At 73.3% G+C, this 22,707-nt stretch carries 19 protein-coding genes, 2 pseudogenes, 1 riboswitch and 1 other annotated feature; of the genes and pseudogenes, 11 read left to right on the plus strand and 10 right to left on the minus strand.

Annotated elements, in window-relative coordinates:
* Positions 1 to 42 precede the first annotated feature (42 nt).
* Positions 43 to 513 (minus strand): annotated as a pseudogene (locus tag ACQEVB_RS25265) (transposase); the annotation flags it as partial.
* Between the two features lie 2 nt (positions 514 to 515).
* Between ACQEVB_RS25265 and ACQEVB_RS25270 the strand changes: the two are divergent.
* Positions 516 to 1,792 (plus strand): IS3 family transposase gene (locus tag ACQEVB_RS25270; protein WP_432972188.1). Its coding sequence is split into 2 segments (ribosomal slippage): positions 516 to 816 and positions 816 to 1,792, totalling 1,278 coding nucleotides; the frame shifts between segments, so codons are not numbered across the junction.
* Positions 806 to 937: a sequence feature (AL1L pseudoknot), on the plus strand. It overlaps the preceding gene by 132 nt.
* Positions 1,793 to 1,822: 30 nt before the next feature.
* Here ACQEVB_RS25270 and ACQEVB_RS25275 read toward each other — a convergent pair.
* Positions 1,823 to 2,656 (minus strand): annotated as a pseudogene (locus ACQEVB_RS25275) (IS256 family transposase); the annotation flags it as partial.
* A 467-nt stretch (positions 2,657 to 3,123) separates the two neighbouring features.
* A riboswitch (TPP riboswitch) is annotated at positions 3,124 to 3,237 on the plus strand.
* On the opposite strand from ACQEVB_RS25275, the gene ACQEVB_RS25280 reads away from it, so the two are divergent.
* The 3 genes from ACQEVB_RS25280 (at position 3,231) to ACQEVB_RS25290 (ending at position 5,825) form a co-directional block, all read left to right on the plus strand.
* Positions 3,231 to 4,250 (plus strand): ABC transporter substrate-binding protein, encoded by a 1,020-nt coding sequence (locus ACQEVB_RS25280; protein WP_432975816.1) that lies wholly within the window; start codon positions 3,231 to 3,233, stop codon positions 4,248 to 4,250. Its footprint overlaps the riboswitch before it by 7 nt.
* Positions 4,247 to 5,065, plus strand: coding sequence for an ABC transporter permease (locus tag ACQEVB_RS25285; RefSeq protein WP_432975819.1), 819 nt, complete (start codon positions 4,247 to 4,249; stop codon positions 5,063 to 5,065). The genes ACQEVB_RS25280 and ACQEVB_RS25285 overlap by 4 nt, the downstream gene beginning before the upstream one ends.
* Positions 5,058 to 5,825, plus strand: a complete 768-nt coding sequence (locus ACQEVB_RS25290; RefSeq protein WP_432975822.1) for an ABC transporter ATP-binding protein — start codon at positions 5,058 to 5,060, stop codon at positions 5,823 to 5,825. The genes ACQEVB_RS25285 and ACQEVB_RS25290 overlap by 8 nt, the downstream gene beginning before the upstream one ends.
* Before the next feature lie 214 nt (positions 5,826 to 6,039).
* Here ACQEVB_RS25290 and ACQEVB_RS25295 read toward each other — a convergent pair whose 3' ends face one another.
* Positions 6,040 to 6,810 carry a tetratricopeptide repeat protein gene (locus tag ACQEVB_RS25295; protein ID WP_432975825.1) on the minus strand — a complete coding sequence of 257 codons (771 nt, stop codon included), beginning with the start codon at positions 6,808 to 6,810 and terminating at the stop codon, positions 6,040 to 6,042.
* Positions 6,811 to 7,013: 203 nt separating this feature from the next.
* Here ACQEVB_RS25295 and ACQEVB_RS25300 point away from each other — a divergent pair, with 203 nt between their 5' ends.
* Positions 7,014 to 7,253 carry a hypothetical protein gene (locus ACQEVB_RS25300; protein ID WP_432975828.1) on the plus strand — a complete coding sequence of 80 codons (240 nt, stop codon included), beginning with the start codon at positions 7,014 to 7,016 and terminating at the stop codon, positions 7,251 to 7,253.
* Here the strand turns inward: ACQEVB_RS25300 and ACQEVB_RS25305 are convergent, their stop codons facing one another.
* A complete protein-coding gene (locus ACQEVB_RS25305; RefSeq protein ID WP_432975831.1) occupies positions 7,254 to 8,849 on the minus strand; it encodes a beta-N-acetylhexosaminidase in 1,596 nt (531 codons plus the stop codon).
* Between the two features lie 144 nt (positions 8,850 to 8,993).
* On the opposite strand from ACQEVB_RS25305, the gene ACQEVB_RS25310 reads away from it, so the two are divergent.
* On the plus strand, positions 8,994 to 10,796 hold the full coding sequence (locus ACQEVB_RS25310) for an AMP-dependent synthetase/ligase (RefSeq protein ID WP_432975834.1): 1,803 nt from the start codon (positions 8,994 to 8,996) through the stop codon (positions 10,794 to 10,796).
* Positions 10,797 to 10,799: 3 nt separating this feature from the next.
* On the opposite strand, the gene ACQEVB_RS25315 is transcribed toward ACQEVB_RS25310, so the two are convergent.
* Entirely contained in the window at positions 10,800 to 12,338 is a 1,539-nt protein-coding gene (locus ACQEVB_RS25315; RefSeq protein WP_432975837.1) for an acyl-CoA synthetase, read from the minus strand.
* 258 nt (positions 12,339 to 12,596) lie between these two features.
* Between ACQEVB_RS25315 and ACQEVB_RS25320 the strand changes: the two genes are divergently transcribed.
* Entirely contained in the window at positions 12,597 to 14,573 is a 1,977-nt protein-coding gene (locus ACQEVB_RS25320) for an ATP-dependent Clp protease ATP-binding subunit (RefSeq protein WP_432980555.1), read from the plus strand.
* Here the strand turns inward: ACQEVB_RS25320 and ACQEVB_RS25325 are convergent, their stop codons facing one another.
* Both ACQEVB_RS25325 and ACQEVB_RS25330 read right to left on the minus strand, forming a co-directional pair.
* Positions 14,574 to 15,314: a CbtA family protein gene (locus tag ACQEVB_RS25325; protein ID WP_432975840.1), complete on the minus strand. Its 741-nt coding sequence runs from the start codon at positions 15,312 to 15,314 to the stop codon at positions 14,574 to 14,576.
* A gap of 3 nt (positions 15,315 to 15,317) precedes the next feature.
* Positions 15,318 to 15,530 carry a CbtB domain-containing protein gene (locus ACQEVB_RS25330; RefSeq protein ID WP_432975843.1) on the minus strand — a complete coding sequence of 71 codons (213 nt, stop codon included), beginning with the start codon at positions 15,528 to 15,530 and terminating at the stop codon, positions 15,318 to 15,320.
* Between the two features lie 148 nt (positions 15,531 to 15,678).
* Here ACQEVB_RS25330 and ACQEVB_RS25335 point away from each other — a divergent pair, with 148 nt between their 5' ends.
* Positions 15,679 to 16,725 (plus strand): TRM11 family SAM-dependent methyltransferase, encoded by a 1,047-nt coding sequence (locus tag ACQEVB_RS25335; protein WP_432975846.1) that lies wholly within the window; start codon positions 15,679 to 15,681, stop codon positions 16,723 to 16,725.
* On the opposite strand, the gene ACQEVB_RS25340 is transcribed toward ACQEVB_RS25335, so the two are convergent.
* On the minus strand, positions 16,726 to 17,448 hold the full coding sequence (locus tag ACQEVB_RS25340; RefSeq protein ID WP_432975849.1) for an SIMPL domain-containing protein: 723 nt from the start codon (positions 17,446 to 17,448) through the stop codon (positions 16,726 to 16,728).
* 107 nt (positions 17,449 to 17,555) lie between these two features.
* On the opposite strand from ACQEVB_RS25340, the gene ACQEVB_RS25345 reads away from it, so the two are divergent.
* The 3 genes from ACQEVB_RS25345 to ACQEVB_RS25355 all read left to right on the plus strand — a co-directional run bounded on the left by ACQEVB_RS25345 (position 17,556) and on the right by ACQEVB_RS25355 (position 21,498).
* A complete protein-coding gene (locus ACQEVB_RS25345; protein ID WP_432975852.1) occupies positions 17,556 to 20,411 on the plus strand; it encodes an ATP-binding protein in 2,856 nt (951 codons plus the stop codon).
* Positions 20,412 to 20,494: 83 nt separating this feature from the next.
* Positions 20,495 to 20,668 carry a hypothetical protein gene (locus tag ACQEVB_RS25350; protein ID WP_432975855.1) on the plus strand — a complete coding sequence of 58 codons (174 nt, stop codon included), beginning with the start codon at positions 20,495 to 20,497 and terminating at the stop codon, positions 20,666 to 20,668.
* A gap of 29 nt (positions 20,669 to 20,697) precedes the next feature.
* Positions 20,698 to 21,498: an oxygenase MpaB family protein gene (locus ACQEVB_RS25355; RefSeq protein WP_432975858.1), complete on the plus strand. Its 801-nt coding sequence runs from the start codon at positions 20,698 to 20,700 to the stop codon at positions 21,496 to 21,498.
* Here the strand turns inward: ACQEVB_RS25355 and ACQEVB_RS25360 are convergent.
* Positions 21,473 to 22,081 carry a hypothetical protein gene (locus ACQEVB_RS25360; RefSeq protein ID WP_432975861.1) on the minus strand — a complete coding sequence of 203 codons (609 nt, stop codon included), beginning with the start codon at positions 22,079 to 22,081 and terminating at the stop codon, positions 21,473 to 21,475. The two genes, ACQEVB_RS25355 and ACQEVB_RS25360, sit on opposite strands and share 26 nt — an antisense overlap.
* Entirely contained in the window at positions 22,078 to 22,386 is a 309-nt protein-coding gene (locus tag ACQEVB_RS25365; protein ID WP_432975864.1) for a hypothetical protein, read from the minus strand. The genes ACQEVB_RS25360 and ACQEVB_RS25365 overlap by 4 nt, the downstream gene beginning before the upstream one ends.
* Between the last annotated feature and the right edge of the window lie 321 nt (positions 22,387 to 22,707).

Below are 22,707 nucleotides of genomic sequence, written 5' to 3' on the forward strand. Positions count from 1 at the left end.
GTGGATGGAGACGGTCCACCTCGTGTCCTTCGTGGGTGCAGGTTAGGCGCTGATCGCGGTCGGTGTCACCACTTCTTCTGGCGGTGGTGGTGCGGGTTGGCGGGTTTGGCGGGCTTTGGCGAGGACTTCCACGCCCATGTAGCGGCGTTGCTCGGCCCATTCGTCGGTCTGCTCGGCCAGCACGGCCCCGACCAGGCGGATGACCGCGGCCCGGTCGGGGAAGATCCCGACCACGTCGGTGCGGCGGCGGATCTCCTTGTTCAACCGTTCCTGGGGGTTGTTCGACCAGATCTGGCGCCAGATCACCCGCGGGAACGGGGTGAACGCCAACAGGTCGGCCCGCGCGGAGTCCAGATGCTCGGCTGCGGCGGGGAACTTCGCCTCCAGGCCCTCGACGACCCGATCGAACTGGGCGTGGACCTCGTCGGCATCGGGTTGGTCGAAGATGGTGCGCAACAGCGTGAACCGCCCTGGGCGCGGGAGAGGCTCCTGATCTAACCAAGGAGACTGGGGCTATGTCCGCTCCCCGGAAGTTCGACGACGAGACACGTGCCCGTGCGGTGCGCCTGTATCAGGACCGGTTGCGTGAGCACGGTGACTCGAAGCTGGCCGCGCGTCGCCATGTGGGCGCGCTGTTGGATATCAACCAGTCCACGATCCGGAACTGGATTCGCGCCGAGGAGGGCGAGGGATCGGCATCGGCCCGACCTGTGGCGGCTGCGGATGATGTACAGGCAGAGTTGCGGCGGTTGCGCGCGGAGAATGCGGAATTGCTCCGCGCGAACGACATCTTGAAGACGGCGTCAGCGTTTTTCGCCCAGGCGGAGCTCGACCGTCGACTTCGCTGATCTGCGAGTACATCGCAGACCATCGTGACCGTTTCGGGGTCGAGCCGATCTGCGCCGTGCTGTCGCAACACGGCGTCACGATCGCCCCGGGCACGTTCTACCGCTGGCTGACACGGCCGGTGAGTGATGCGCAGCTGGAGGAAGCGTATGTGGTGAACGCCATCGTCACGCTCTATCGAAAGAACAGGTCGGTGTACGGGGTGCGGAAGCTGTGGCGCGTCGCCCGTCGTGCCGGGCTGCGCGTGGGCCGGGACCAGGTTGGGCGGCTGATGCGGATCGCCGGTGTCCAGGGTGTTCGCCGCGGTGCGCACCGGACCCGGACCACCACCCGCGACGAGCGGGCCGCGCGACATCCCGACCTGGTCAAGCGTGGGTGGGCGGCGCCGACGAAGCCGGACGCGATCTGGGTGGCGGACTTCACCTACGTGTGGACCGCGGCCGGGTTCTGCTACGTCTCGTTCATCACCGATGTGTACTCACGTCGTATTCTTGGCTGGCGGGCATCGATGGACAGATCCGCAGATCTGGTCACCTCGGCGCTGGAGCAAGCATTGAGCACCCGACGCCGGACGGTCTACGGTTTCACCACCAATGGACTGATCCATCATTCCGACGCCGGCTCCCAATACACCGCCATTGCGATGACCGAGGCGTTGGCCGAGGCCGGTATCTCCGGGTCGATCGGGACGGTCGGCGACGCGCTGGACAACGCGCTGATGGAATCGACGATCGGACTGTACAAGACCGAACTGATCAACACCCGTGACCGGGGCCGAAACTGGACCGGACGCCTCGAGGTCGAACGCGAGACCGCCGACTGGGTTCACTGGTACAACAACGACAGAATCCACTCATCAATCGACTACATGACACCCGTAGAACGGGAAATGGTGTACGCTGACACCATCACCCAACGGGTAGCCCACCCAGCCGAGGTGGCCTGAACCCGAGCCTCTCGCGAACCCAGGGCGGTTCAGCGTCAGCACCCACGGCTGCGCCGATTTCGGCACCTTGGTGGCCAAGTTACGGGCGTAGTGGGTGCGACACCGTTGCCAACTGGCCCCGCTCAAGGTGGCGCCGATGGCCTCGACCAGCCCGGCATGGGCATCTGAGACCACCAACGCCACCCCGGACAAGCCCCGGGCCACCAACGAACGCAGGAACGCCAACCAGCCGGCCCCGTCCTCGCCCGAGGCCACGTCCACACCAAGCACCTCGCGTTGCCCACCCTCGGTGATCCCCACCGCGACCAGCGCGTGCACCAACACCGTGCACCCGCCTTCGCGCACCTTCTGAGTCAGCGCGTCCAGCCACAAGAACGTGTAGGGGCCGGCGTCAAGTGGCCGGGACCGGAACGCCTCGACCTGGGCATCAAGGCTCTTGGCCATCTCCGACACCTGCGACTTCGACAACGCCTCGATCCCCAGCTGAGCGACCAACTTCTCCACCCGCCGGGTGGAAACCCCGAGCAGATACGACGTGGCCACCACCGACACCAACGCCTGCTCGGCGCGGCGACGCCGCTGCAACAACCAGTCGGGGAAGTAACTGCCCGAGCGCAACTTCGGGATCGACAACTCGATGCTGCCCGCCCGGGTGTCCCAGTCCCGGTGCCGATACCCGTTGCGCGAGTTCACCCGCGCAACGCTGCGTTCGCGATACCCCGCCCCGCACACCGCGTCAGCCTCCGCAGCCATCAACGCCTCAGCGAACTGCTTGACCATCGCCCGCAACAGATCCGGGCCCGCCCCGGCGAGCCGGTCATCAAGCCAGCCCGCGACATCGTCCACACTGTCCAACGCGGCCATCGCGTCTCCTCCCTCGAGAACCTGAGCACTCGAAGGATCACGCGATGGCCGTCTCACACCCCGACACCACGCCGCTGATCAGCGACGAAGTCGTACACCACCTCCGTGGACGTGACCGTTCCGCCGGGCGAGTCGCGCGTTCCGGCTGGGCGAGTTGCGCGTTCCGGCTGGGCGAGTTGCGCGTTCCGGCTGGGCGAGTTGCGCGTTCCGCCGGGCGAGTCGCGCGTTCCGGGCCCGCGAGTCGTGGATTTCGGTCCGGCGAGTCGTGGGTTTCGTCGGGCGAGTTGCGCGTTCGGACCGGCGTTCCCTACCGAGCAGCACCATGTCGAGCCGCAGGACTCGCGCGGCGGAACGCGGGACTCGCGCGGCGGAGCGCGGGACTCGCGCGGCGGAGCGCGGGACTCGCCGACCGCGTGATGTACGCCATGCCGTGCCGTGGGCGGGATGGCGACGCGGGAGGTAGGGTCGTCGGGACCCGCGGGAACCTCACGCTCCGAGGCTGAGATGGCGGCAGGACCGGCCGCCGACCGTTCGTACCTGACCCGGTTAGCACCGGCGTAGGGAGGAACCGTCGATGAGACGCATGCGCACCGCTGTCCTGCTCGTCGTGGCCGCACTGCTGCTCGCGGCATGCGGCGGCACTAGCCAGCCGGCCGCGCCGGGGCTGCAGACGATCCGGCTGGCCCTGGACTGGACGCCCAACACCAACCACACCGGGCTGTACGTGGCCCAGCAGCGCGGCTGGTTCCGCGACGCCGGGCTCGACGTGCAGTTCCTCCCGTACGGGCAGACGTCCCCGGACACGCTGGTGTCGTCGGGGGCCGCGGAGTTCGGGATCTCCTTCCAGGACTCGTTCACCTTCGCGAAGGCCGCCGGCGCCGACACGACGTCGGTGCTTGCGGTGCTGCAGCACTGGGGCAGCGCGATCGGCATCCGCGGCGACCGCACCGACATCGCGTCCCCGCGCGACCTGGACGGCAAGATCTACGGCGGGTTCGGCAGCCCCAGCGAGGCGCCGAAGATGCGGTCGGTGATCAAGGCCGCCGGCGGGCGGGGCGAGTTCCAGACCGTCGTGCTGGGTTCGTCGGCGTACGAGGCCGTGCAGTCCGGCCAGGCCGACTTCACCGAGCCGTTCGTGGCCTGGGAGGGGATCGAGGCGAAGCTGGCCGGGCACCCGTTCCGCACGTTCGCCTACACCGACTTCGGCCTGCCCGACGCGTACAGCGTCATCGTGATCGGGAACTCGCCGTGGCTCGCCGCGCACCGCGACCTGGCCGCGAAGTTCGTGCAAGCCGCCCAGCGCGGCTACCAGCTCGGCGCCGACGATCCGGCCGCCGCCGCGCAGGCACTGCTCGACGCCAACCCCGACCTCGCCAGCAACGCCGAGCTGGTGCGGCAGAGCCAGCAGGCGCTGGCTGCGTCCTACCTGAAGGACGCGAACGGCCGCGTCGGCACGCAGACGCTCGACCGATGGGCGGGCTACTCCGGCTGGGTGTACGACCAGGGCGTGCTCACCGGCCCGGACGGGAAGCCGCTGGCCGCGAAGCCCGACTTCGCGTCCTGGTTCACCGACGACTACCTCGCGACGCCGTGACCGCCACCGCGCCGGCCCCGCTGCAGGCGCCACCGCGGCCGGCCGACCCGCCCCGGACCCGCGCCGCGGTGCTGCGACGGGTGTGGCCGGCACTGCTGCTGCTCGCCGTGTTGCTGGTGGCCTGGCAGGTCTACGTGGACGTGTCCGGCATCCGGCCGCAGGTGCTGCCGTCGCCGCTGCGGGTGGTGCAGCAGGGTTGGGCGGCCCGGGAGCAGCTGTGGGCCAACACCGTGCCGACGCTTCAGGTGACGGTCGTCGGGTTCGCGGTGTCTTTGGTGCTCGGCTGGGCGCTGGCGATCGCGGCGGACTTCGTGCCGTGGGTCAAGCGGGCGTTCACGCCGTTGCTCGTCGCGTCGCAGACGATCCCGATCATCGCGATGGCGCCGCTGCTGATCATCTGGTTCGGGTTCGGCCTGCTGCCGAAGGTGCTGGTCATCGCGCTGGTGACGTTCTTCCCGGTGGCCGTCGGGCTCATCGAGCGTTTCGCCGCCACCGACCGCGCCGCCACCGACCTGCTGCGCAGCATGGGGGCGTCGCGGTTCGACCAGTTCCGCTACGTCCGGCTGCCCGGCGCGCTGCCCCGGTTCTTCACGGCGCTGCGCATCGGCATCACGTACGCGGTGACGGGCGCGGTGTTCGCCGAGTACGCCGGTGCCACCGCCGGTCTCGGCATCTACATGAGCCTGCAGAAGAACGCGTTCCGCACCGACCTGGTGCTGGCCGCGGTCGCGGTGACCGCGGTGCTGTCGGTGGCGCTGTTCGCCCTGACCTACCTGGTGGAGCGCCTGGTGATCCCGTGGAACCGCCGTGCATGACCTGGTGCGGGTCACCCTCGACGGCATCGGCAAGTCGTTCCCGGGCACCGGCCCCGTCCTCGACGGGGTGTCGCTGGACGTGGCGCCAGGCGAGTTCGTCGCGATCGTGGGGCCGAGCGGGTGCGGCAAGTCGACGCTCTTCACCGTGATGGGCGGGCTCGAACAGCCCGACGCCGGGCGCGTGCTCGTCGACGGGCGGGACGCGACCGGCGACCCCACCCCGTTCGCCTACATGCCCCAGCAGGACCTGCTGTTCCCGTGGCGCACGGTGCTCGACAACACCGCGCTCGGCCTCGAAGTGGCCGGCGTGTCGCGGGCGCAGGCGCGGCAGCGGGCGGGCGAGCTGTTCGGCCCGTTCGGGCTGGCCGGGTTCGAGCGGGCGCGCCCCCGCGAGCTGTCCGGTGGGATGCGGCAGCGGGCCGCGCTGCTGCGCACCGTCGTGCAGGAACGGCCCGTCCTCCTGCTGGACGAGCCGTTCGGCGCGCTCGACTCGCTGACCAGATCGGACATGCAGGCCTGGCTCGAGAGCGTGCGCGCCACGATCGACCGCAGCATCGTCATGATCACCCACGACCTGCGGGAGGCCGTCTACCTCGCCGACCGCGTCGTGGTGCTGGGTCCGCGGCCGACCCGGGTGGTCGACGAGATCGTGGTGGATCTTCCGCGGCCGCGGGCGCCGGAGATCGTCACGACGACCGCGTTCGCGGCGCTGGAGGAGCGGCTCCTGCACGCGCTGCGCGGCCGGCCGGGGTTGCCGTGATCAAGGGCAGAATGTCGCTCCCGAAGATCGACTGACGACATTGTGCCCTTGATCACCGCGGCTGGGCGGGCGCCGGGTCACGGCAGGTCGGCAGCTCAGGCTACGTGTTGATCATGGGCAGAACGTCGTCGTTCGACCTTGCAGAGCGACGTTTTGCCCATGATCAACGACGTCCAGCCGGCGCCGCCACCCCGCAACCTCCCCGCCAGGCCACTCAGGCCGGAACGACCCGGTGGATGCCGAGCCGTTCGGGCTGGTGGACGTCGGCGAGGTCGTCGCGGAGGGCGGCGGTCTCCGGGTGGGTGGGGCCGAAGACCGCGGTGGAGTCGGCGATGGCGCGCTCGAACATGGTGACGGCGCGGTTGGTGCGCCCGCCCACCGCGAGGCAGCCCGCGGCCGCGGCGCGCAGCGCGATCGTGATGCGGTCGTGCGGTCCGAGTGCCCGCTCGGCGTCGGCGAGGGCGTCCTCGAGCAGCGCGCTCGCCGAGCGGACGTCGCCGGTGGCGGCGATGGCGAGCGCGGCCCCCATGCGCGTGGTGAGGGTGTGGGGGTGGGTGGGGCCGAGCACCCGGCGCCGCGCGGCCTCCACCTCGGTGGACACGGCGATCGCGTCCTCCCAGCGCTCGGCCAGCCGGTACGCGGTGGCCAGCGCGTCGCGCGCGGTGAGGGTCTCGGGGTGCTCCGGGCCGTAGACGCGGGAGCGTTCGTAGGCCGCGGCCTCGATCACCAGCACGCCCTCGGCGCCCCGGCCGGCGGCCACCAGCGAGACCCCCAGGTTGCCGGTGACGGTGAGGGTCGCCGGGTGGTGCGCACCGAACAGCTGCTCGCACTCGGCGCGGACCTGCAGGAGGATGGCGACGGCACGGTCGGGCCGGTCGTCGGCGAAGTGCGCGGCCGCCTCGCTGTTCTGGTCGGCGAGCAGCGCCAGGTGACGGCGCGCGATCTCGACGCGGTCCCGTCTGCCCTTGGCCGACCACCACGCCATCCGCCGAACCCCTCCTCGTCCTGCCGTCCCCCTGGGCGAAAACTACCGTGCGTATCCATCGTGGCCATCCGTACCCCGGGCGGCCTGCAGCGAACGGGTGTATCCGTGCGACCAGGTCGTCCAGCGGCGGCCGGCTCGGCGCACGTGCCGCGGCCGGGCGCCGTCCGGTGCGGCACCGGCGCCGAGCGGCCTACCCTACTGCCGTGGCGGCGGACGTGGATGTGACGAGCAACGCGCGCAAGCACGGCATCACCGTCGCCGAGATGCGGGCCGTGCTCGGCGCACCCCTGCGGTCGATCGAGCAGGACGGGACGGTCCTGCACATCGGGGTCACCGCCGACCAGGACCTGCTGGAGGTCGTGGTCGCCCCCGGGGAACCGGTGACCGTCCTGCACGCCATGCGGCTGCGCCCGTTCAACTACCGGCACCTGCGCGCGGGCTGATCACGTCGGCGGTAGCTCGGCGGCAAGGTCGCGGACGTGGCCGGGCACACCGGGCCGGCGCTGCCACGGCAGGGGGCCGGCCAGCGGGCGGTACTCGACGCCGGTGGCGTCGAGGCGCGGCAGGTGGTGGTCGGTGAGCCGGCGGCGGAAGTCGGCGGGGTCGCGCCGCTCCGCCGCCGTCCACACGACCTCGGCGAACGCGGCCAGCCGCGGGAACGCCGCGAAGTCGATGCGCCGGCCGGAGTCGAGGTGCTCGGTCCAGATCGCGGCCTGCGCGCCCAGCACGCGCCCCGGCCCGCCGGGCGCCGATGGCTCGTAGGCGTAGACGTCGTCGACGGTGCGCACGAAGCCCACCGGCACCGGCTCGTCCGGCCCGTCGCCGGCGCGGTGGTCGAGGTAGACGTGCTGCTCGGGGGCGAGCACCGTGTCGTACCCCGCGGCCAGCGCCGCGCTGCCCCGCGCGCCCGACCGCCACGCCGTCACGATCGTGCCCTCCGGCAGCGCGGGGCTGAGCGCCTCGTCCCACACCGCCGGGCGGCGCCCCGCCGCGACCACGTGCCGGGCGAGCTCTCCGACGAACCAGCCGTGCAGGTCGGCGACCCCGGTCAGCCCGAACTCCGCGGCCCGCCGGACGATCTCCGGCGACCGTTCCCACGGCCCCAGCGGCACCTCGTCGCCGCCCAGGTGCACGACGGCGGCGTCGAACACGTCGAAGACCTCGTCGAGGATCTCGCGGTAGGCGTCCACGACGGCGGGCGAGGGGTCGAGGACCGCGTCGATGATGCCCCAGGTCGTGCTCACCTCCACGGCCGGACGGCCGGGCACACCAAGCTCGGGGTACGCGGCGATGGCGGCCTGCGAGTGGCCGGGCACATCGATCTCGGGCACGACGGTCACCCCGCGGGCCGTCGCGTACGCCACGATCTCGCGCAGGTCGGCCTGGGTGTAGAAGCCGCCGTGCGGGGTGGTGTCGCGGGTGCCCTCCCGCCACGCCCCGACCATCGACGCGTGCCGCCACGCGCCCACCTCGGTGAGCTTCGGCCGGGACCGGACCTCCATCCGCCAGCCCTGGTCGTCGGTGAGGTGCAGCTGGAGCGTGTTCAGCTTGTGCGCGGCGGCCAGGTCGACCATGCGCAGCACGCCGTCCTTCGGCAGGAAGTGCCGCGCCACGTCGAGCAGCACCCCGCGCCACCCGCACCGGGGCGCGTCGGTGATCCGCACCCGCGGCACCCGGACCTGCCCGGAGCCCGAGCGGCGGAACGCGGCCGGACCGAACAGCTGCGCCAGCGTCGCGACGGCGGCGTGCGCACCGGCGAGGTCGGCCGCGATGACCTGCACGTCCTCGTCGACGTCGAGGACGTACCCGCCGGCAGGCAGCGCCGGGTCCACCCGGAACTGGGTGGCAGCCGGTCCGGGTCCGCGCAGGTCCCAGGCCGCGCCGAACGCGTCCTCCGCGAGCCGGCGCCAACGCAGCGCCGCCGCCCGGAGCGCGGGCTCGGTGGCGACCGCGGCGTCCCCGGGTGGCTCGACGTACCCGGACCGCAGCTCGACGGACGAGGGGAGCGGCAGGAGCCCGGCGGCCGGATGATCAGTCATCGGTTCGGACACTACCGGCCCCCAGAACGGGACGAGCCAGCAAGAATGGTGCGAAACGGATAACCGCAGGCCTGCCGTTCGGCGCTACCGGAGGGTAAGTTGCTGACGTTCGAGCAGCCAGCGCCGGCCCAGGAGGTCCCTCCGTTGCGCGAGTACAGCGTCCCCGCCACGTTCCAGGTCGCCGCGGACGAGAACCTCGTGTCCGCTGTGTACACCAACGCGCGCGAGGTGCCCGACAAGGTCGCGTTCCGCCGGCGGGACGCGGAGAAGCAGTGGCACGACGTCACCTTCGCCACGTTCGCCGAGGAGGTCACCGCCGTCGCCCGCGGGCTGATCGCGGTCGGGGTGAACCCGGGCGACCGGGTCGCGCTGCTCTCGCACACCCGGTACGAGTGGACGCTGATCGACTACGCGATCCTCGCCGTCGGCGGCGTCACCGTGCCCATCTACGAGACGTCCTCCGCCGACCAGATCGGCTGGATCCTCTCCGACTCCGGCGCCGTCGGCGTCATCGTGGAGAACGCCGGGCACGTCAAGCGGCTGGAGCAGGTGCGTTCGGCGCTGGGCGAGCTGCCGCCCGTCTGGCAGATCGACGCGGGCGCCGTCGACGAACTCGTCGCCAAGGGCGCCGACGTGCCGGCCGAGCAGGTGCACGAGCGCCGCGCGAGCGTCACGGCCGACGACCTCGCCACCCTGATCTACACCTCGGGCACCACCGGCCGGCCCAAGGGCTGCGAGCTCACCCACCGCAACCTGCAGACCGAGGTGCGCACCGTCGCGGGTCTGTTGCCAGAACTGCTCACCGACGGCGGCTCGGTGCTGCTGTTCCTGCCGCTCGCGCACGTGTTCGGCAAGGTCATCCAGTGCGGCGCCATGCAGACCCGCAGCGTCATCGGGCACACCGCCGACGTCTCCGACCTGCTCGGCGACCTCGCCGCCTTCAAGCCGACGTTCCTGCTCGCCGTGCCGCGCGTGTTCGAGAAGGTCTTCAACGGTGCCCGGCAGAAGGCCCACGACGGCGGCAAGGGCGCCATCTTCGACACCGCCACCGAGACCGCCATCGAGTGGAGCCGGGCGCAGGACACCGGTGGTGCCGGGATCGTGCTCAGGCTGAAGCACGCGCTGTTCGACCGGCTCGTCTACAGCAAGCTGCGCGAGGCCGTCGGCGGCCAGGTCGTGGCCGCGGTGTCGGGCAGCGCGCCGCTGGGGGAGCGGCTCGGCCACTACTTCCGCGGCGTCGGCCTGCCGGTGCTGGAGGGCTACGGCCTCACCGAGACCTCGGCCGGCATCACCGTCAACACGCTGGACGCGCAGCGAATCGGCAGCGTCGGTCGGCCCGTGCCCGGCCACGCCGTCCGCATCGCCGACGACGGGGAGATCCTGCTCAAGGGCCCCATCGTGTTCCGCGGCTACTGGAAGAACGAGGCCGCCACGAAGGACGCCATGTCGGGCGAGTGGTTCCACTCCGGTGACATCGGCGAGCTCGACGACGGTGGCTTCCTGTCGATCACCGGCCGCAAGAAGGAGCTGATCGTCACCGCCGGCGGGAAGAACGTGGCCCCGGCCGTGCTGGAGGACCGCCTCCGCTCGCACGTGATCGTCAGCCAGGCGATGGTGGTGGGCGACAACAAGCCGTTCATCGGGGCGGTCGTCACCATCGACCCCGAGTCGCTGCCGCGCTTCCTGAAGAACGCCGGCAAAGCCGAGGACACGCCGGTCGCCGAGCTCGTCGACGACCCCGAGCTGCGTGCCGAGGTGCAGAAAGCGGTCGACGACGCCAACACCCAGGTCTCGCGCGCCGAGCAGATCCGCGAGTTCCGCATCCTGCCCGTCGACTTCACCGAGGAGGGCGGCGAGATGACGCCGTCGCTGAAGGTGAAGCGGGCCGTCGTCGCGAAGAAGTACGCCGACGTGATCGAGGGGATCTACAGCAAGCCGAAGAAGTAGGGATCAGACCCGCGCGGTGTACCGGTCGCGCAGCTTGTGCTTCTGCAGCTTGCCGGTCTCGGTGCGTGGCAGGTCGGTGGAGAAGTCGATGCTGCGCGGCACCTTGTAGCCGGCGATGCGGGCGCGGAGGAACTCGAGCAGCTCGGCCTCCAGTTCGGGGCCGGGCACCGCGCCCGGCGCGGGCTGCACGACGGCCTTGACCTGCTCGCCCATCTCCGGATCCGGGACGCCGATGACGGCCAGGTCCAGCACCGCGGGATGCAGGGTGAGCGCGTTCTCGATCTCCTGCGGGTAGATGTTGACCCCGCCTGAGATGATCATGAAGGACTGCCGGTCGGTGAGGAACAGGTAGCCGTCCTCGTCCACGTAGCCGACGTCGCCGGTGGTGGCCCAGGTCGGGTGCTCGGGGTGCGCCGCGGCGGCGGTCCTCTCCGGGTCGTTGTGGTAGGCGAACGGGAAGACGTCGCGCTCGAAGTGCACCAGCCCCACCTCGCCGGCGGGGAGCTCCTGGCCGTCGTCCCCGCACACGTGCAGCACGCCGAGCAGCGCCCGCCCGACGGACCCGGGCTTCGCGAGCCACGTCGACGAGTCGATCACCGTGAGGCCGATGGACTCGGTCGCCGCGTAGTACTCCTCGAGGATCGGCCCCCACCAGTCGATCATCTGCCGCTTGACCTCCACCGGGCACGGGGCAGCGGCGTGCACGGCCACGCGGTGCGACGACAGGTCGTACGCCGAGCGGACGCCCTCCGGCAGTTTGAGCATCCGCACGAACATCGTCGGCACCCACTGGCTGTGCGTGACGCGGTAGCGCTCGACCGCGGCCAGCGCCGCGCCCGGGTCGAACCGCGGCATGACCACGACGGTGCCGCCGACCTGGTGGATCATGCCGCCGAAGCGCAGCGGCGCCGCGTGGTAGAGCGGTGCGGGGGACAGGTACACGGTGTCGTCGGCGAAGCCGTAGAGCGGCCCGAACAGGCCGAGCAGCAGGTCTCCGCCGTCCGTCACGGGTACGCCCGGCAACGGCGCCTTGACGCCCTTCGGCCGCCCCGTGGTGCCGGAGCTGTAGAGCATGTCGCGGCCGCGCGGCTGCTCGGGCAGCGGCTCCGCCGAGGCGGCGGCGAGCGCGGCCGCGTAGTCGCCGTGGCCGGCGACCTGCCCGCCGAACGCGAGCCGCAGTCCGACGCCTGGCGTCGCGTCGACGACCGCGGTGGCCACCTCGCCCATCGCCGCGGAGACGACCAGCGCCTTCGCCCCGCAGTCGTCGAGGATGTAGGTGATCTCGTCGGGGTGCAGGTGGTTGTTGATCGCGGTGAGGTACAGCCCGCTGCGCATGGCCGCCCAGAACACCTCGTAGGTGTGCAGGGAGTTCTCCGCCAGCAGGGCGACGTCGTCGCCAGGACGGAGGCCGGCGTCCCACAGCACCCGCGAGAGCCGCACCGACCGCTCCTCCAGCTCAGCGTAGGTGAGCGCGGCACCCGTGTCGGACATGACCACGGCGGGCTTGTCGGGCGTCGTGGCGGCGAACTTCCCGGGGTACACGGCGGCTCCTCGCTGAGCAGGCGGACCGGCCCATCCTCTGGTGGTGCGGCCGGCCGGTCAACACTGACTCTTTCGCCAGGACGTCACACAGCGCGCGGCCACGGCACACACGTTCTGACCTGTGTGAGGTGGCCACGAGCTGTGTGACGTCATGATTCGCGCTTTTCAGGCACCATCGAGGGAAGACCTCCTCCCGACCTTCCCGAGGTGCCCGTGCCCGACAACGACCGCCCCGGCGGCTTCGGTCCGCTCGACGACATGGTCGAGCGGCTGCTCGGCAACCTCACCGAGAACCTCGGCGAGGCGTTCCGGCCCTTCACCGAGCCGCGCGACGAGCCGGCCGAGGAGACGAGCCGCACCGATCGGACCGCGCAGCCGCGGAGCGCATCCACGCCGAAGCTCGACCGCTTCGGCACCGACCTCACCGCCCGCGCCACCCGGGGCGAGCTCGACCCCGTCATCGGCCGGGACGCCGAGATCGAGCAGGTGCTGGAGGTGCTGGCGCGCCGCACCAAGAACAACCCGGTGCTCATCGGCGATCCAGGGGTCGGCAAGTCGGCGATCGTCGAGGGCATCGCCCAGCGCGTCGCGGCGGGCACGGTGCCGGAGTCGTTGCGCGGTGTCCGGGTCGTGTCGGTCGACGTCGGCGCGATGGTCGCGGGCACGAAGTACCGGGGCGAGTTCGAGCAGCGGCTCACCGGGATCATCGCCGAGGTGACGCGCGCGCAGCGTGGGGTCGTCCTGTTCGTCGACGAGGTGCACTCGATCGTCGGGGCCGGCTCGGCGGAGGGCGCGCCGATGGACGCGGCCACCCTGCTGAAACCGGCGCTGGCCCGCGGCGACCTGCAGCTCATCGGCGCCACCACGCCCGGGGAGTACCGCAAGCACATCGAGAAGGACACGGCGCTGGAGCGCCGCTTCGAGCCGGTGCGGATCGCGCCGCCGACCGTCGCCGGCACGATCGAGATCCTGCGTGGCCTGCGCAACCGCTACGAGGAGCACCACGACGTGCTCATCGACGACGAGGCGCTGACCGCCGCGGCGACGATGTCGGACCGCTACCTCACCGACCGCTTCCTGCCCGACAAGGCCATCGACCTGCTCGACCGGGCCAGCGCCCGCGCCCGCATGAGCGCCCGCACCGACCCGGCTGCGCTGGCCGCGCACCTGGAGCAGCTGCGCCGGGCCCGCGACGTCGCCGTCGACGCCGAGGACTACGAGCGCGCCATGCAGCTGACCGGGGAGATCGACGCCGCCGAGGCCCCGGTGAGCTCCGGGCCACCGCTGATCACCGCCAAGGACGTCGCGGCCGTCGTCGCGCGCAGCACCGGCATCCCGGTCACGGAGCTGACCACGGCCGAGCGCGACAAGCTGCTCGACCTCGAGGGGCTGCTGCACCGCCGGGTCGTCGGTCAGGACGCCGCGGTGTCGGCGGTCGCCGACGCCGTCCGGGCCGGACGGGCCGGGCTGGCCGCCCCGGACCGACCGGTCGGGTCGTTCCTGTTCATCGGCCCGACCGGCGTCGGGAAGACGGAGCTGGCCCGCGCGCTCGCCGAGGTGTTGTTCGGCTCGGCCGACGCGCTGCTGCGGTTCGACATGAGCGAGTACGCCGACCGCGGGTCGGCGATGCGGCTGGTGGGGGCGCCGCCCGGGCACCTCGGGTTCGACGAGCCCGGCCAGCTCACCGAGGCCGTGCGGCGCTCGCCGTACGCGGTGCTACTGATGGACGAGATCGAGAAGGCGCACATGGAGGTCACCAACACGCTGCTCCAGGTGCTCGACGCGGGGCGGCTCACCGACGCCCACGGCCGCACCGTCGACTTCACGAACACGGTCGTGATCATGACCAGCAACCTGGGGGTCGAGCTGCTGCCCGGCGTGTTCCGCGCCGAGTTCCGGGCGCGGATCGACGAGGTGGTGCCGTTCCACGCGCTCGGCGCCGCCGAGCTGCGCGCGATCACGCGGCTGCTCCTCGCCGACACCGTCGCCCGCGTCGCCGCGCAGGGCATCGCGCTGGAGGTCACCGACGCGGCCGTGGCCTGGCTGGCCGAGCACGGTGCCCAGCCCGAGCTGGGCGCCCGGCCGCTGCGGCGCACCATCACCCGCGAGCTCGACCGCAGGCTCTCCCGCATGATCATCGCGGGGGACCTGCGCACCGGTGGCCGCGCCCGCGCCGACGTGGAGGAAGGGCACCTCGTCGTCACGCCGGGCGGGCCGGACCTGCGGAAGCAGTAGTCAGCGCAGGGTGTCGGCGTCGATCCGGCGCCCCGGCACGCCCACCGCGCGTTCGACGAGCGCCCCGAACACCAGCCCGAGCGCGGTCCAGAACGCGAGCTGCCCCCCGAGGGTGGCGATGCGGAATCCGTAGAGCACGGGGGCCGGGAAGTCGGCCGGTGTCTCGGCCACGGTGGGCAGCAGGGCCATCACGACCGCCACCACCACGACGTACCCCGCGAACGTCGCGGTGGTGGCGTTCCAGGTCCCGAGCCGCGCGCGCAGCCGTTCCCGCACCACCAGCGCCGCCCACGCGATCACGACGGACGCGAGCACCATCGCCAGGAAGAGCAAGGTGCGCTCGCCGATGGTGTCGTCCTTCGTCGACGCCGGCGGGTTGGCCGGGTACTTGAGGAACGGCACGGCGTAGGTCACCACGAACCCGGCCGCGGCCAGCGCCAGTGCGCCGGCGCGCGGCGGCAACCGCAGGTAGCGGCCGTGGACCGCGGCGTAGACCAGCGCGGTGATGCCGCCGAGCGCCACCCCGAACAGTGCGGACGCCACGCCGAGCCCGAGCGTGGCCTGCACCCCGCGGCTGACCAGCTCCGCGCCCGGTGCCTCGCCGGCGGCCGCGGCCACCTGGTCCTCGTAGGCGATGGCCGCGTCGACCATCGGCTCACCGAAGACGTACTCGACGACGGCGTAGAACAACCCGGCCACGAGACCGGCGAGCATCCCGCGGACCAGCAGTGCGCGCACCATGGGTCAGTGGCAGGGGAAGCCGAGCAGGTGCCGGCCGTCGTGCACGAACTCGTGCAGCATGCTGCCGGGGACGAGCTGGGTGGCGCCCTGGTCGATGCCCAGCAGGTAGAGCAGCCCCAGCAGGAGCACGCCGGCGAAGACCGCCCACGGCAGGATCTCCCGCACGGGGATCGCCACGGGCGCGACACCGGTTGCGGCGGCTGTGGCCTCGGACACGGCGACCTCCAGGGTTGGATCGGCAGAACAGATCGACATCTGAGCATCTCGTCAGACGTCCAGCAGTCTGCGGACCCGGGTCGGCGGTGTCAAACGGACCGTGTCGGATTCCCGGCGGGGTGGCGTGTCGCACGCCTACCCTGCGCGAGTGCGATCTCTGCGTGCAGCGCCGGACGAGCCGGTCACCGCGGTCGTGTACGCGACCAAGGGCCTCGTCGACGTCGTCGCCGCCGAGGTGACCGAGCTGGTGCCGGCACGGATCGTCGAGCGCACCGACCGCTTCCTGCTCGTCCGACTCACCCCGGCGCAGCTGGCCGATCTCGGTGCCCGCGCCCGCACCGTCGACGACGTGCGACTCCTCGTCGCCGGACCGGCCCCGGTGACCGGCGCCGGTGACCTGCAGCGACTCGGCGCGGTGGCCGCCGACGCCGTCGAGGCCCGGCTGGGGGCGTCGGAGGAGCCGTGGTCGGTGACCCTCGCGGCGCGCAACCCGCCGTGGCGCCGGCGGCCGCGCTGGGAGCCGGCGCCGGTGCTGGCCGCGACCCTGCACGGGGCCGACGCGGCGGCGACCGCGCGCCGGCCCGTCGACCTGCGCCTGCAGGTCGACGGCGAGCAGGCGCACCTCGCGGTGAACCTGTGGGAGCGCCCGCTCGGCAAGGCCGACGGGCCGGCCTGGCGGGGGGCGCTGCGGCCCACGGTCGCCGCAGCGCTGGTGCGCATCGCGCTCGGCGCCGCCGGTCCCGCGGCTCGGGCAGCGGGGCTCTACGACCCGTTCTGCGGCAGCGGCACGATCGTCGCCGAGGCCGCGCGGGCCGGGCTCGCGGTGCAGGCGTCCGACCGCGCGCCGGAAGCCGTGGCGCTCACCCGCGAACGGCTGGCCGCGCTGGGCGTGCCCGACCCGCAGGTGTTCGTCCGCGACGTGCTGCGCGGTCCCGACCAGCGCGTGTCCGCCCGCATCGTGGTGGGCAACCTGCCGTGGGGCACGCAGCAGCCGGTCGACGGGCGCATCGCCCTGTTCGACGCGGTGGCGCACCTCGTGGCGCAGCGCGTGGCCGGGGACGGGGCCGCGGCGCTGCTCACCACGCACGAGGAGGCACTGGTCGCACGCCTGCGCCGGCACGGCCTGGCCGTCACCGCCCGCCGGATCGGGCTGCTCGGCCAGACCCCGGCAGTCGTCACGGCGCACCCGGCGTGATCAGCCGATGTTGTAGACGATCTCCACCGTGACCGACAGCTGTTGCGTGCCGGGAGAGACCTTCGACGCCTGCTCCGCACCGTCGGCCACCCCCGCGGCGTACGGGACGGGCGGGGGCCGGTTGCCGGCCGAGGTCTCGGTGATCGTGCGGATCGAGCCGAGCGACACCCCGGCGGCGTCCGCGAGCTGCTTGGCCTGCTCCTGCGCCTTCTTCACCGCGGCCGCGCGGGCCTGCGCGAGCAGCTTCGAGTCGTCGTCGATGGAGAAGCCGAGGGACTGCACCCGCACGGCGTCCCCCGCGGCCTGTGCGGCGGCGTCGATGATGCCGCCCGCGGTGGCGACGTCGCGGATGGTGACGGTGAGCTGGTTGGTGACCTCGTAGCCGGCGATGCGCCCGTTGGTGTCGAACGTCGGGTCGATGCCGAACCGGCTGGTCTGCACGTCGGCATCGGCGACGCCCTTGGCCTTCAGCTGGTCGCGCAGCGCGGCGGACTTCGCGGCGTTGTCGTTCAGCGCCGTCTGCGCGTTCGCCGACCGGGTCGCGACGGCCAGGTCGATCGACACCTTGTCGGGGGTACCGGTGACCTCGCCGACACCGCGCGCGCTGATCCCCGCCGGAACCGGCCCGCTCGCGGCAGGCGGCTGCGGGGCGCACCCCGTGAGCACCGCAGTGGCCGCGACCAGGCCGGCGGCGGCCAGCCCTGCCCTGATGGATCGCCTCATCGTCTCGTCCCCCTTGTCAGGACCTGCGCCCGGCGCACGGCCGTGCCGTGCACGCGTAGGACGGAGCGCGGCAGGAATCGCGTTGGCTCGCCCGGCAGAATGGTCTCGTGACGGTCGGCGAGGTGCGCGAAGCGGTGTCCGCGCGCGAGGGTGAGGTCCTGACCGCCTTGGGTGAGCACCTCACCAACGCGGAGATCGCCGCCCGCCTCTTCATCTCCGTCCGCACCGTCGAGAGCCACGTGTCGTCGCTGCTGCGCAAGCTCGGCGCCGCCGACCGGCGCGCGCTCGCCGGGCTCGCCGCCGAGCAGGCGGCTGCCCGGGCGGCGGCACCGCCGTCGGTCGAGCCGGTACGTGCGCCGGTGCTCGCTGCGCTGCCGGCGCCGCTCACCTCCTTCATCGGACGGGCGGACGAGCGCGCCGAGCTGGCCGCCGCGCTGCGTGAGCGGCGGCTGGTCAGCGCCGTGGGGCCCGGTGGGGTCGGCAAGACGCGGCTGGCCCTCGCCGTCGCCGCCGAGCTCGCCGCGGCCGATCCGGCGCCGTTCCCCGACGGGGTGTGGTTCGTCGACCTCGTCCCCGTGCCGGACGGCGCCACGATCGCGCCCAGCCTGGCCGCTGCGCTCGGCCTCGGTGAGCAGCCCGGCGCGTCCACGGAGGAGACGGTGCTGGCGTGGCTCGCCGGCCGCACCGCGCTGCTCGTGCTCGACAACGGCGAGCACGTGCTCGACAACGTGGCCGACCTGGCGGAGCGCCTGCTCGTCTCCGCTCCCGGCATCACGCTGCTGGTCACCACGAGGGCGCGGCTGCAGCTGCCGTTCGAGTGGGTGTTCCCGGTCGCCGGTCTGTCGCTCGACGGGGACGGTGGCGGCGGTGACGCCGTCAGCCTGTTCCTGGCCAGGGCCGAGGCCGCGGCGGCCCCGGTCGCGGCGGCTGATCGGCCCCGGGTCGAGCGGATCTGCCGGACGCTCGACGGCGTGGCGCTCGCCATCGAGCTGGCTGCGGCGCGGCTGCCGGCGGTGGGTCTCGACGGGCTCGAGGCCGGGCTGACCGACCCGTTGCACCTGCTCACGGGGGGTCGGCGGGCGCAGTCGCGACACCGGTCGCTGCGCGCCACGCTCGACTGGAGCTACCAGCTGCTCGGCCCGGAGGCGCAGGCGGTGCTGCGCCGGATCGTGGTGTTCGCCCGCCCCGCGTCGGCCGACGCGGCGCGCGAGATCGCGGGCTGGGCGCCCGTCGGGTCGCGGGAGGTGCCGGAGCGGCTCGCCGAGCTGGCCGACCACAGCCTGCTCGTGCCCGTCGCGGCGCCGGGCGGCACCCGCTACCGGGCGTTGGAGGTGATCCGCCAGTACGGCGTCGAGCTCCTCGACGAGACCGGCGAGCTGGACCGGGCACGCAGTGCCCACCTGGGCTGGGCGGTCGCCCGGGGTGCAGAGCTGGTGGCGGAGCCGCGCACCGCCGACAGCGAGGGGCGGTGGCGGCTGCGCTACGACGACCTCGCCGACGAGCTGCGCGCAGCGCTGGCCTGGGCCGCCGGCGCCGGGTTGTCCGGTGGCGTCGTGTCGCCGGCGGAGGTGGCCGCGGCGGCGGCGCTGGCTGCCGACCTGGCGTACCGGCGCGGCCTGCCCACCGAGGCCCAGCGCCGGTACGAGCAGGCGGCCGAGCTCGACCCGGAGCCGGCGACGGCCGCCCGGGCGCTGCACCGCGCCGCCGGGTGCGCCGAGGTGCGCCTGATGGGGTTCGACGCGGTCCGCCTGCACATCCGCGCGGGGGAGAAGTACGTGGTGGCCGGCGACCGCGTCGCGGCGGCCTGCTCGTTCGCACGGGCGGCCGAGCTGTCCGACCGCGCCCACGGGACGCTGCAGACCGTGCCCGCACGGGACGAGATCGCCGCGCTGCTCGATCGCGCCAGGGAGCTCGGCGGCGACGACCCGCAGGCGCTCGCCCGCATCGCGGTCGCCGTGGCGTTCGGCACGAAGTGGTGGGAGGACGACGGCTCCGCCGAGGTCGGGCCGATCATCGAGCACGCCGTCGCGCTGGCGCGGGCCAGCAACGACCCGCTCGCCGAGAGCGCGGCCCTGGACCGGCTCACCACCCTGCACCTCTCCCGCGGCGCCGCCCGGGCCGCCCTGGCCACCGCGGTGCGGCGGATCGAGCTGCTCGAACCGCTGCCGCCGGACGCCGACCTGGGCTTCGAGATGACCGACGCGGTCGTGATGTCGACGGAGAGCGCGCTGGCCGCGGGCGAGCTGCGGTCGGCGCGGCGGTTCGCGGAGCGATCGCGGGCCCTGCCCATGCACCACGAGATCCCGCACGTCGGCGGATCCCGGTACATGCTGGTCACGGCCCTCGCCGGGGACTGGGCCGACACCCTCGCCGCAGCCGAGCTGTTCCGCGAGAGCTGGGAGCGGGCCGGCCGGCCGAAGCAGGGCACGCTGCGGCGCAGCGTCGACGCCGTCGTCATGGTGCACGGGCTGCGCGGCGACGACGCCGCAGCAGCGGAGTGGCAGGCCGTCCGCGACGCGATCGGCACCGGCAACCAGCGCCCGCAGGGCGACACGCGCTGCCGCCAGGTCCTCACCGCGACGCTGCGCCTGCACCGCGGCGAACCGCGCGCCGCGCTCGAGGAGGTGCGCGACGACGTCGCCGGCTTCCGTACGTGGAGCGAGGGCGCCTGGGTCCAGTGGTACGCCGCGGTGCAGGTCGAGGCGCACGTGCTCGCCGGGTCGCCCGACGCCGCCGCGCGGATCGCGCGGATGCGCGACGTCGTCCAGGACAACGTCATCGCGTCGACGATGGTCGAGCGGGCGGCGGCGGTGCTCGCCGGCGACGCGGCAGCGGTGCTGGCCACGGCGGACCGGTTCGCCCGGGCGGGCAGCCGCTACCAGCAGGCGCGCAGCCTCGTGCTCGCCGGCGATCCGGGGGCGGCCGCCGCGATGGCCGAACTGGGTGCCACGTACGTGCCCTGACCCGCGTTCTCCGTGGTCGGTGCGGGGTCTTTCCGTGGTGAGCACGGATGTCCGCGGAGCCGTCCCGGACGACCATTGCATGCATGACGAACCAGCACCTGACCAGCGCAATCGCCGCCGAGCGCCGCCGCGACCTGCACGCCGCCGCCGCGCACTCCCGCCTCGTCCGCGAGGCCACCGCCACCGAGCCCACCCCGGCCCAGCAGCCGTCCGCCCCGAGCCTGCGCAGCCTGTTCCGGCGCAACGCCCCGGCGTGAGCGGTGGGTGAGCAGGGCACACTGTGGCGGTGCGTGCGGGGGATGAGCTGCTGGGCATCGGCCTGCTGGCCGGCGCGGCCAACGTCGTCATGCAGCTCGCCCGTCCACCCGTCGGGTACGGGGTGGTGGAGAGCACCGTCGAGAGCGGGCAGCTGTTCCGGCACCCGCTGAAGCGGGCCCGCACCACGTTCACCTACCTCGCCGTCGCGCTCGCCGGCACCGACGCCGAGCGGCTGGCCTACCGCCGCGCCGTCAACGCCGCGCACACCGCCGTCCGTTCGACGGCCGCCAGCCCCGTCGCGTACAACGCGTTCGACCCCGACCTGCAGCTCTGGGTGGCCGGTTGCCTCTACCGCGGCGTGGTCGACGTCCGCGCGGCCTTCCTCGGCCCGGACGACCCCGCCACGGCCGACCACGTGTACGCCTCGTCGGCCGCGCTCGGCACGACCCTGCAGGTACCGCCGGAGCGGTGGCCGGCCGACCGGCACGCCTTCGACCGCTGGTGGGAGTGCGAGGTCGAGTCCGTGTCCATGGACGACACGGTCCGGGCCTACCTCACCGACCTCGTCCTGCTGCGCTTCCTGCCCCGCCCGCTCGCGATCCTGTTCGGGCCCGCGCACCGGTTCGTCACCGCCGGCTTCCTGCCGCCCCGCTTCCGCGCCGAGCTGCACCTCGACTGGGACGACCGCCGCCAGCGCCGCTTCGACCGCGCCGTCGCCATCGCCCGCGCGGTGGTGCGCCGGCTGCCGGAGCCCGTGCGCGCCTTCCCGTTCCCGCTGCTGCTGTGGGACCTGCGCCGCCGGATCAGGACCGGTCGCCCCCTCGTGTAGTGCTGCTGTCGGTGTCGCTGCCGCTGAGCAGGCCGGTGACGGCATCGACCGTCTCGCCGGTGCCCTCCACGACGCCGGTGACGGTGCGGCCTGCACCCTCCGACGTGGCGGTGACGGTGTCGGTGACCGCGCCGACCGGGTCCTCCGCCACGTCCTCGACGGACACCTCGGGCACCTCGACGTCGGGCAGCGGCACCGTGGCCTCGCCGACCTGCACGTCGGGGGTGCGCACCTTCGTCTCCGAGACGTGCACGTCAGGCAGGTCCACGGCGGCGCCGGCCGGGCCGGCCGACACACTGGCGCCGGACACGTCCACGTCCGGCAGCTCGACCTCGGCCTCCCCGACCCCGACCGGCCCCACCCGCGCGGCGGTGGTCGCGACGTCGGGGGTCGTGACCTCCGTCGCCGAGGTCGCCACCTCCACGCCACTCGTCGACACCCTGACGGTCGCCGACGGCGGGGTCACCCCACCCGGTCCGACCGCGACCCCCGGCGTCGTGATCGGGACTCCCGGCACCCCGGGCACGTCGACGGGCGGCACGACCACCGGCGGTGTCTCGACGCCGGGCAGCGGCACGGTCACGCCCGCCCCGCCGGGACCAGGTGTGCCCGGTCCCGGTCCGCCAGGCCCACCCGTTCCGGGGCCGCCGGATCCGGGTCCACCTGTGCCGGGTCCGCCGGTGCCGGGTCCGCCAGCCCCGGGTCCACCTGTGCCGGGTCCGCCGGTGCCGGGTCCGCCAGCCCCAGGTCCGCCGGTGCCGGGGCCACCGGTCCCGGGACCGCCCGTTCCCGGGCCGCCCGTACCGGGCCGGGTCGGTCCAGGCCTGGCCGGGTCGAACGCGCGGGAGCTGCCCGCCGCCGACCCACCAGCCACGGATCCGGCGGCATGGCCGACACCGTCCCCGTCGAACCGGACGGCTTGCAGATCGGCCGGGAGGAACGCGGCGGCGAGCGGCGTTGCGCCGATTTCCTGCCCGAACGCCGGGTGACCGACGTCGGCGTCCTGGCCGGGGCGTTCGGCTTCTGCCCGGGGCAGTCTCGCGTCGTCGAGCATGGACGGGCCGAGGACGGCCCCGAGCGCGAACAGGGCGCTGGCCGCCACGGTGACCTTGCGCAGCGACCGCCGCGGTGGCGGAGGCGGCACCGCCAGCACATCACCTCGTGCCAGGTGGGTGCGGGGGCGGAGGGGGCCGTCGGCGGCGTGCGGGC

The organism is Pseudonocardia sp. CA-107938, assembly GCF_050936315.1.
Classification (GTDB): domain Bacteria; phylum Actinomycetota; class Actinomycetes; order Mycobacteriales; family Pseudonocardiaceae; genus Pseudonocardia.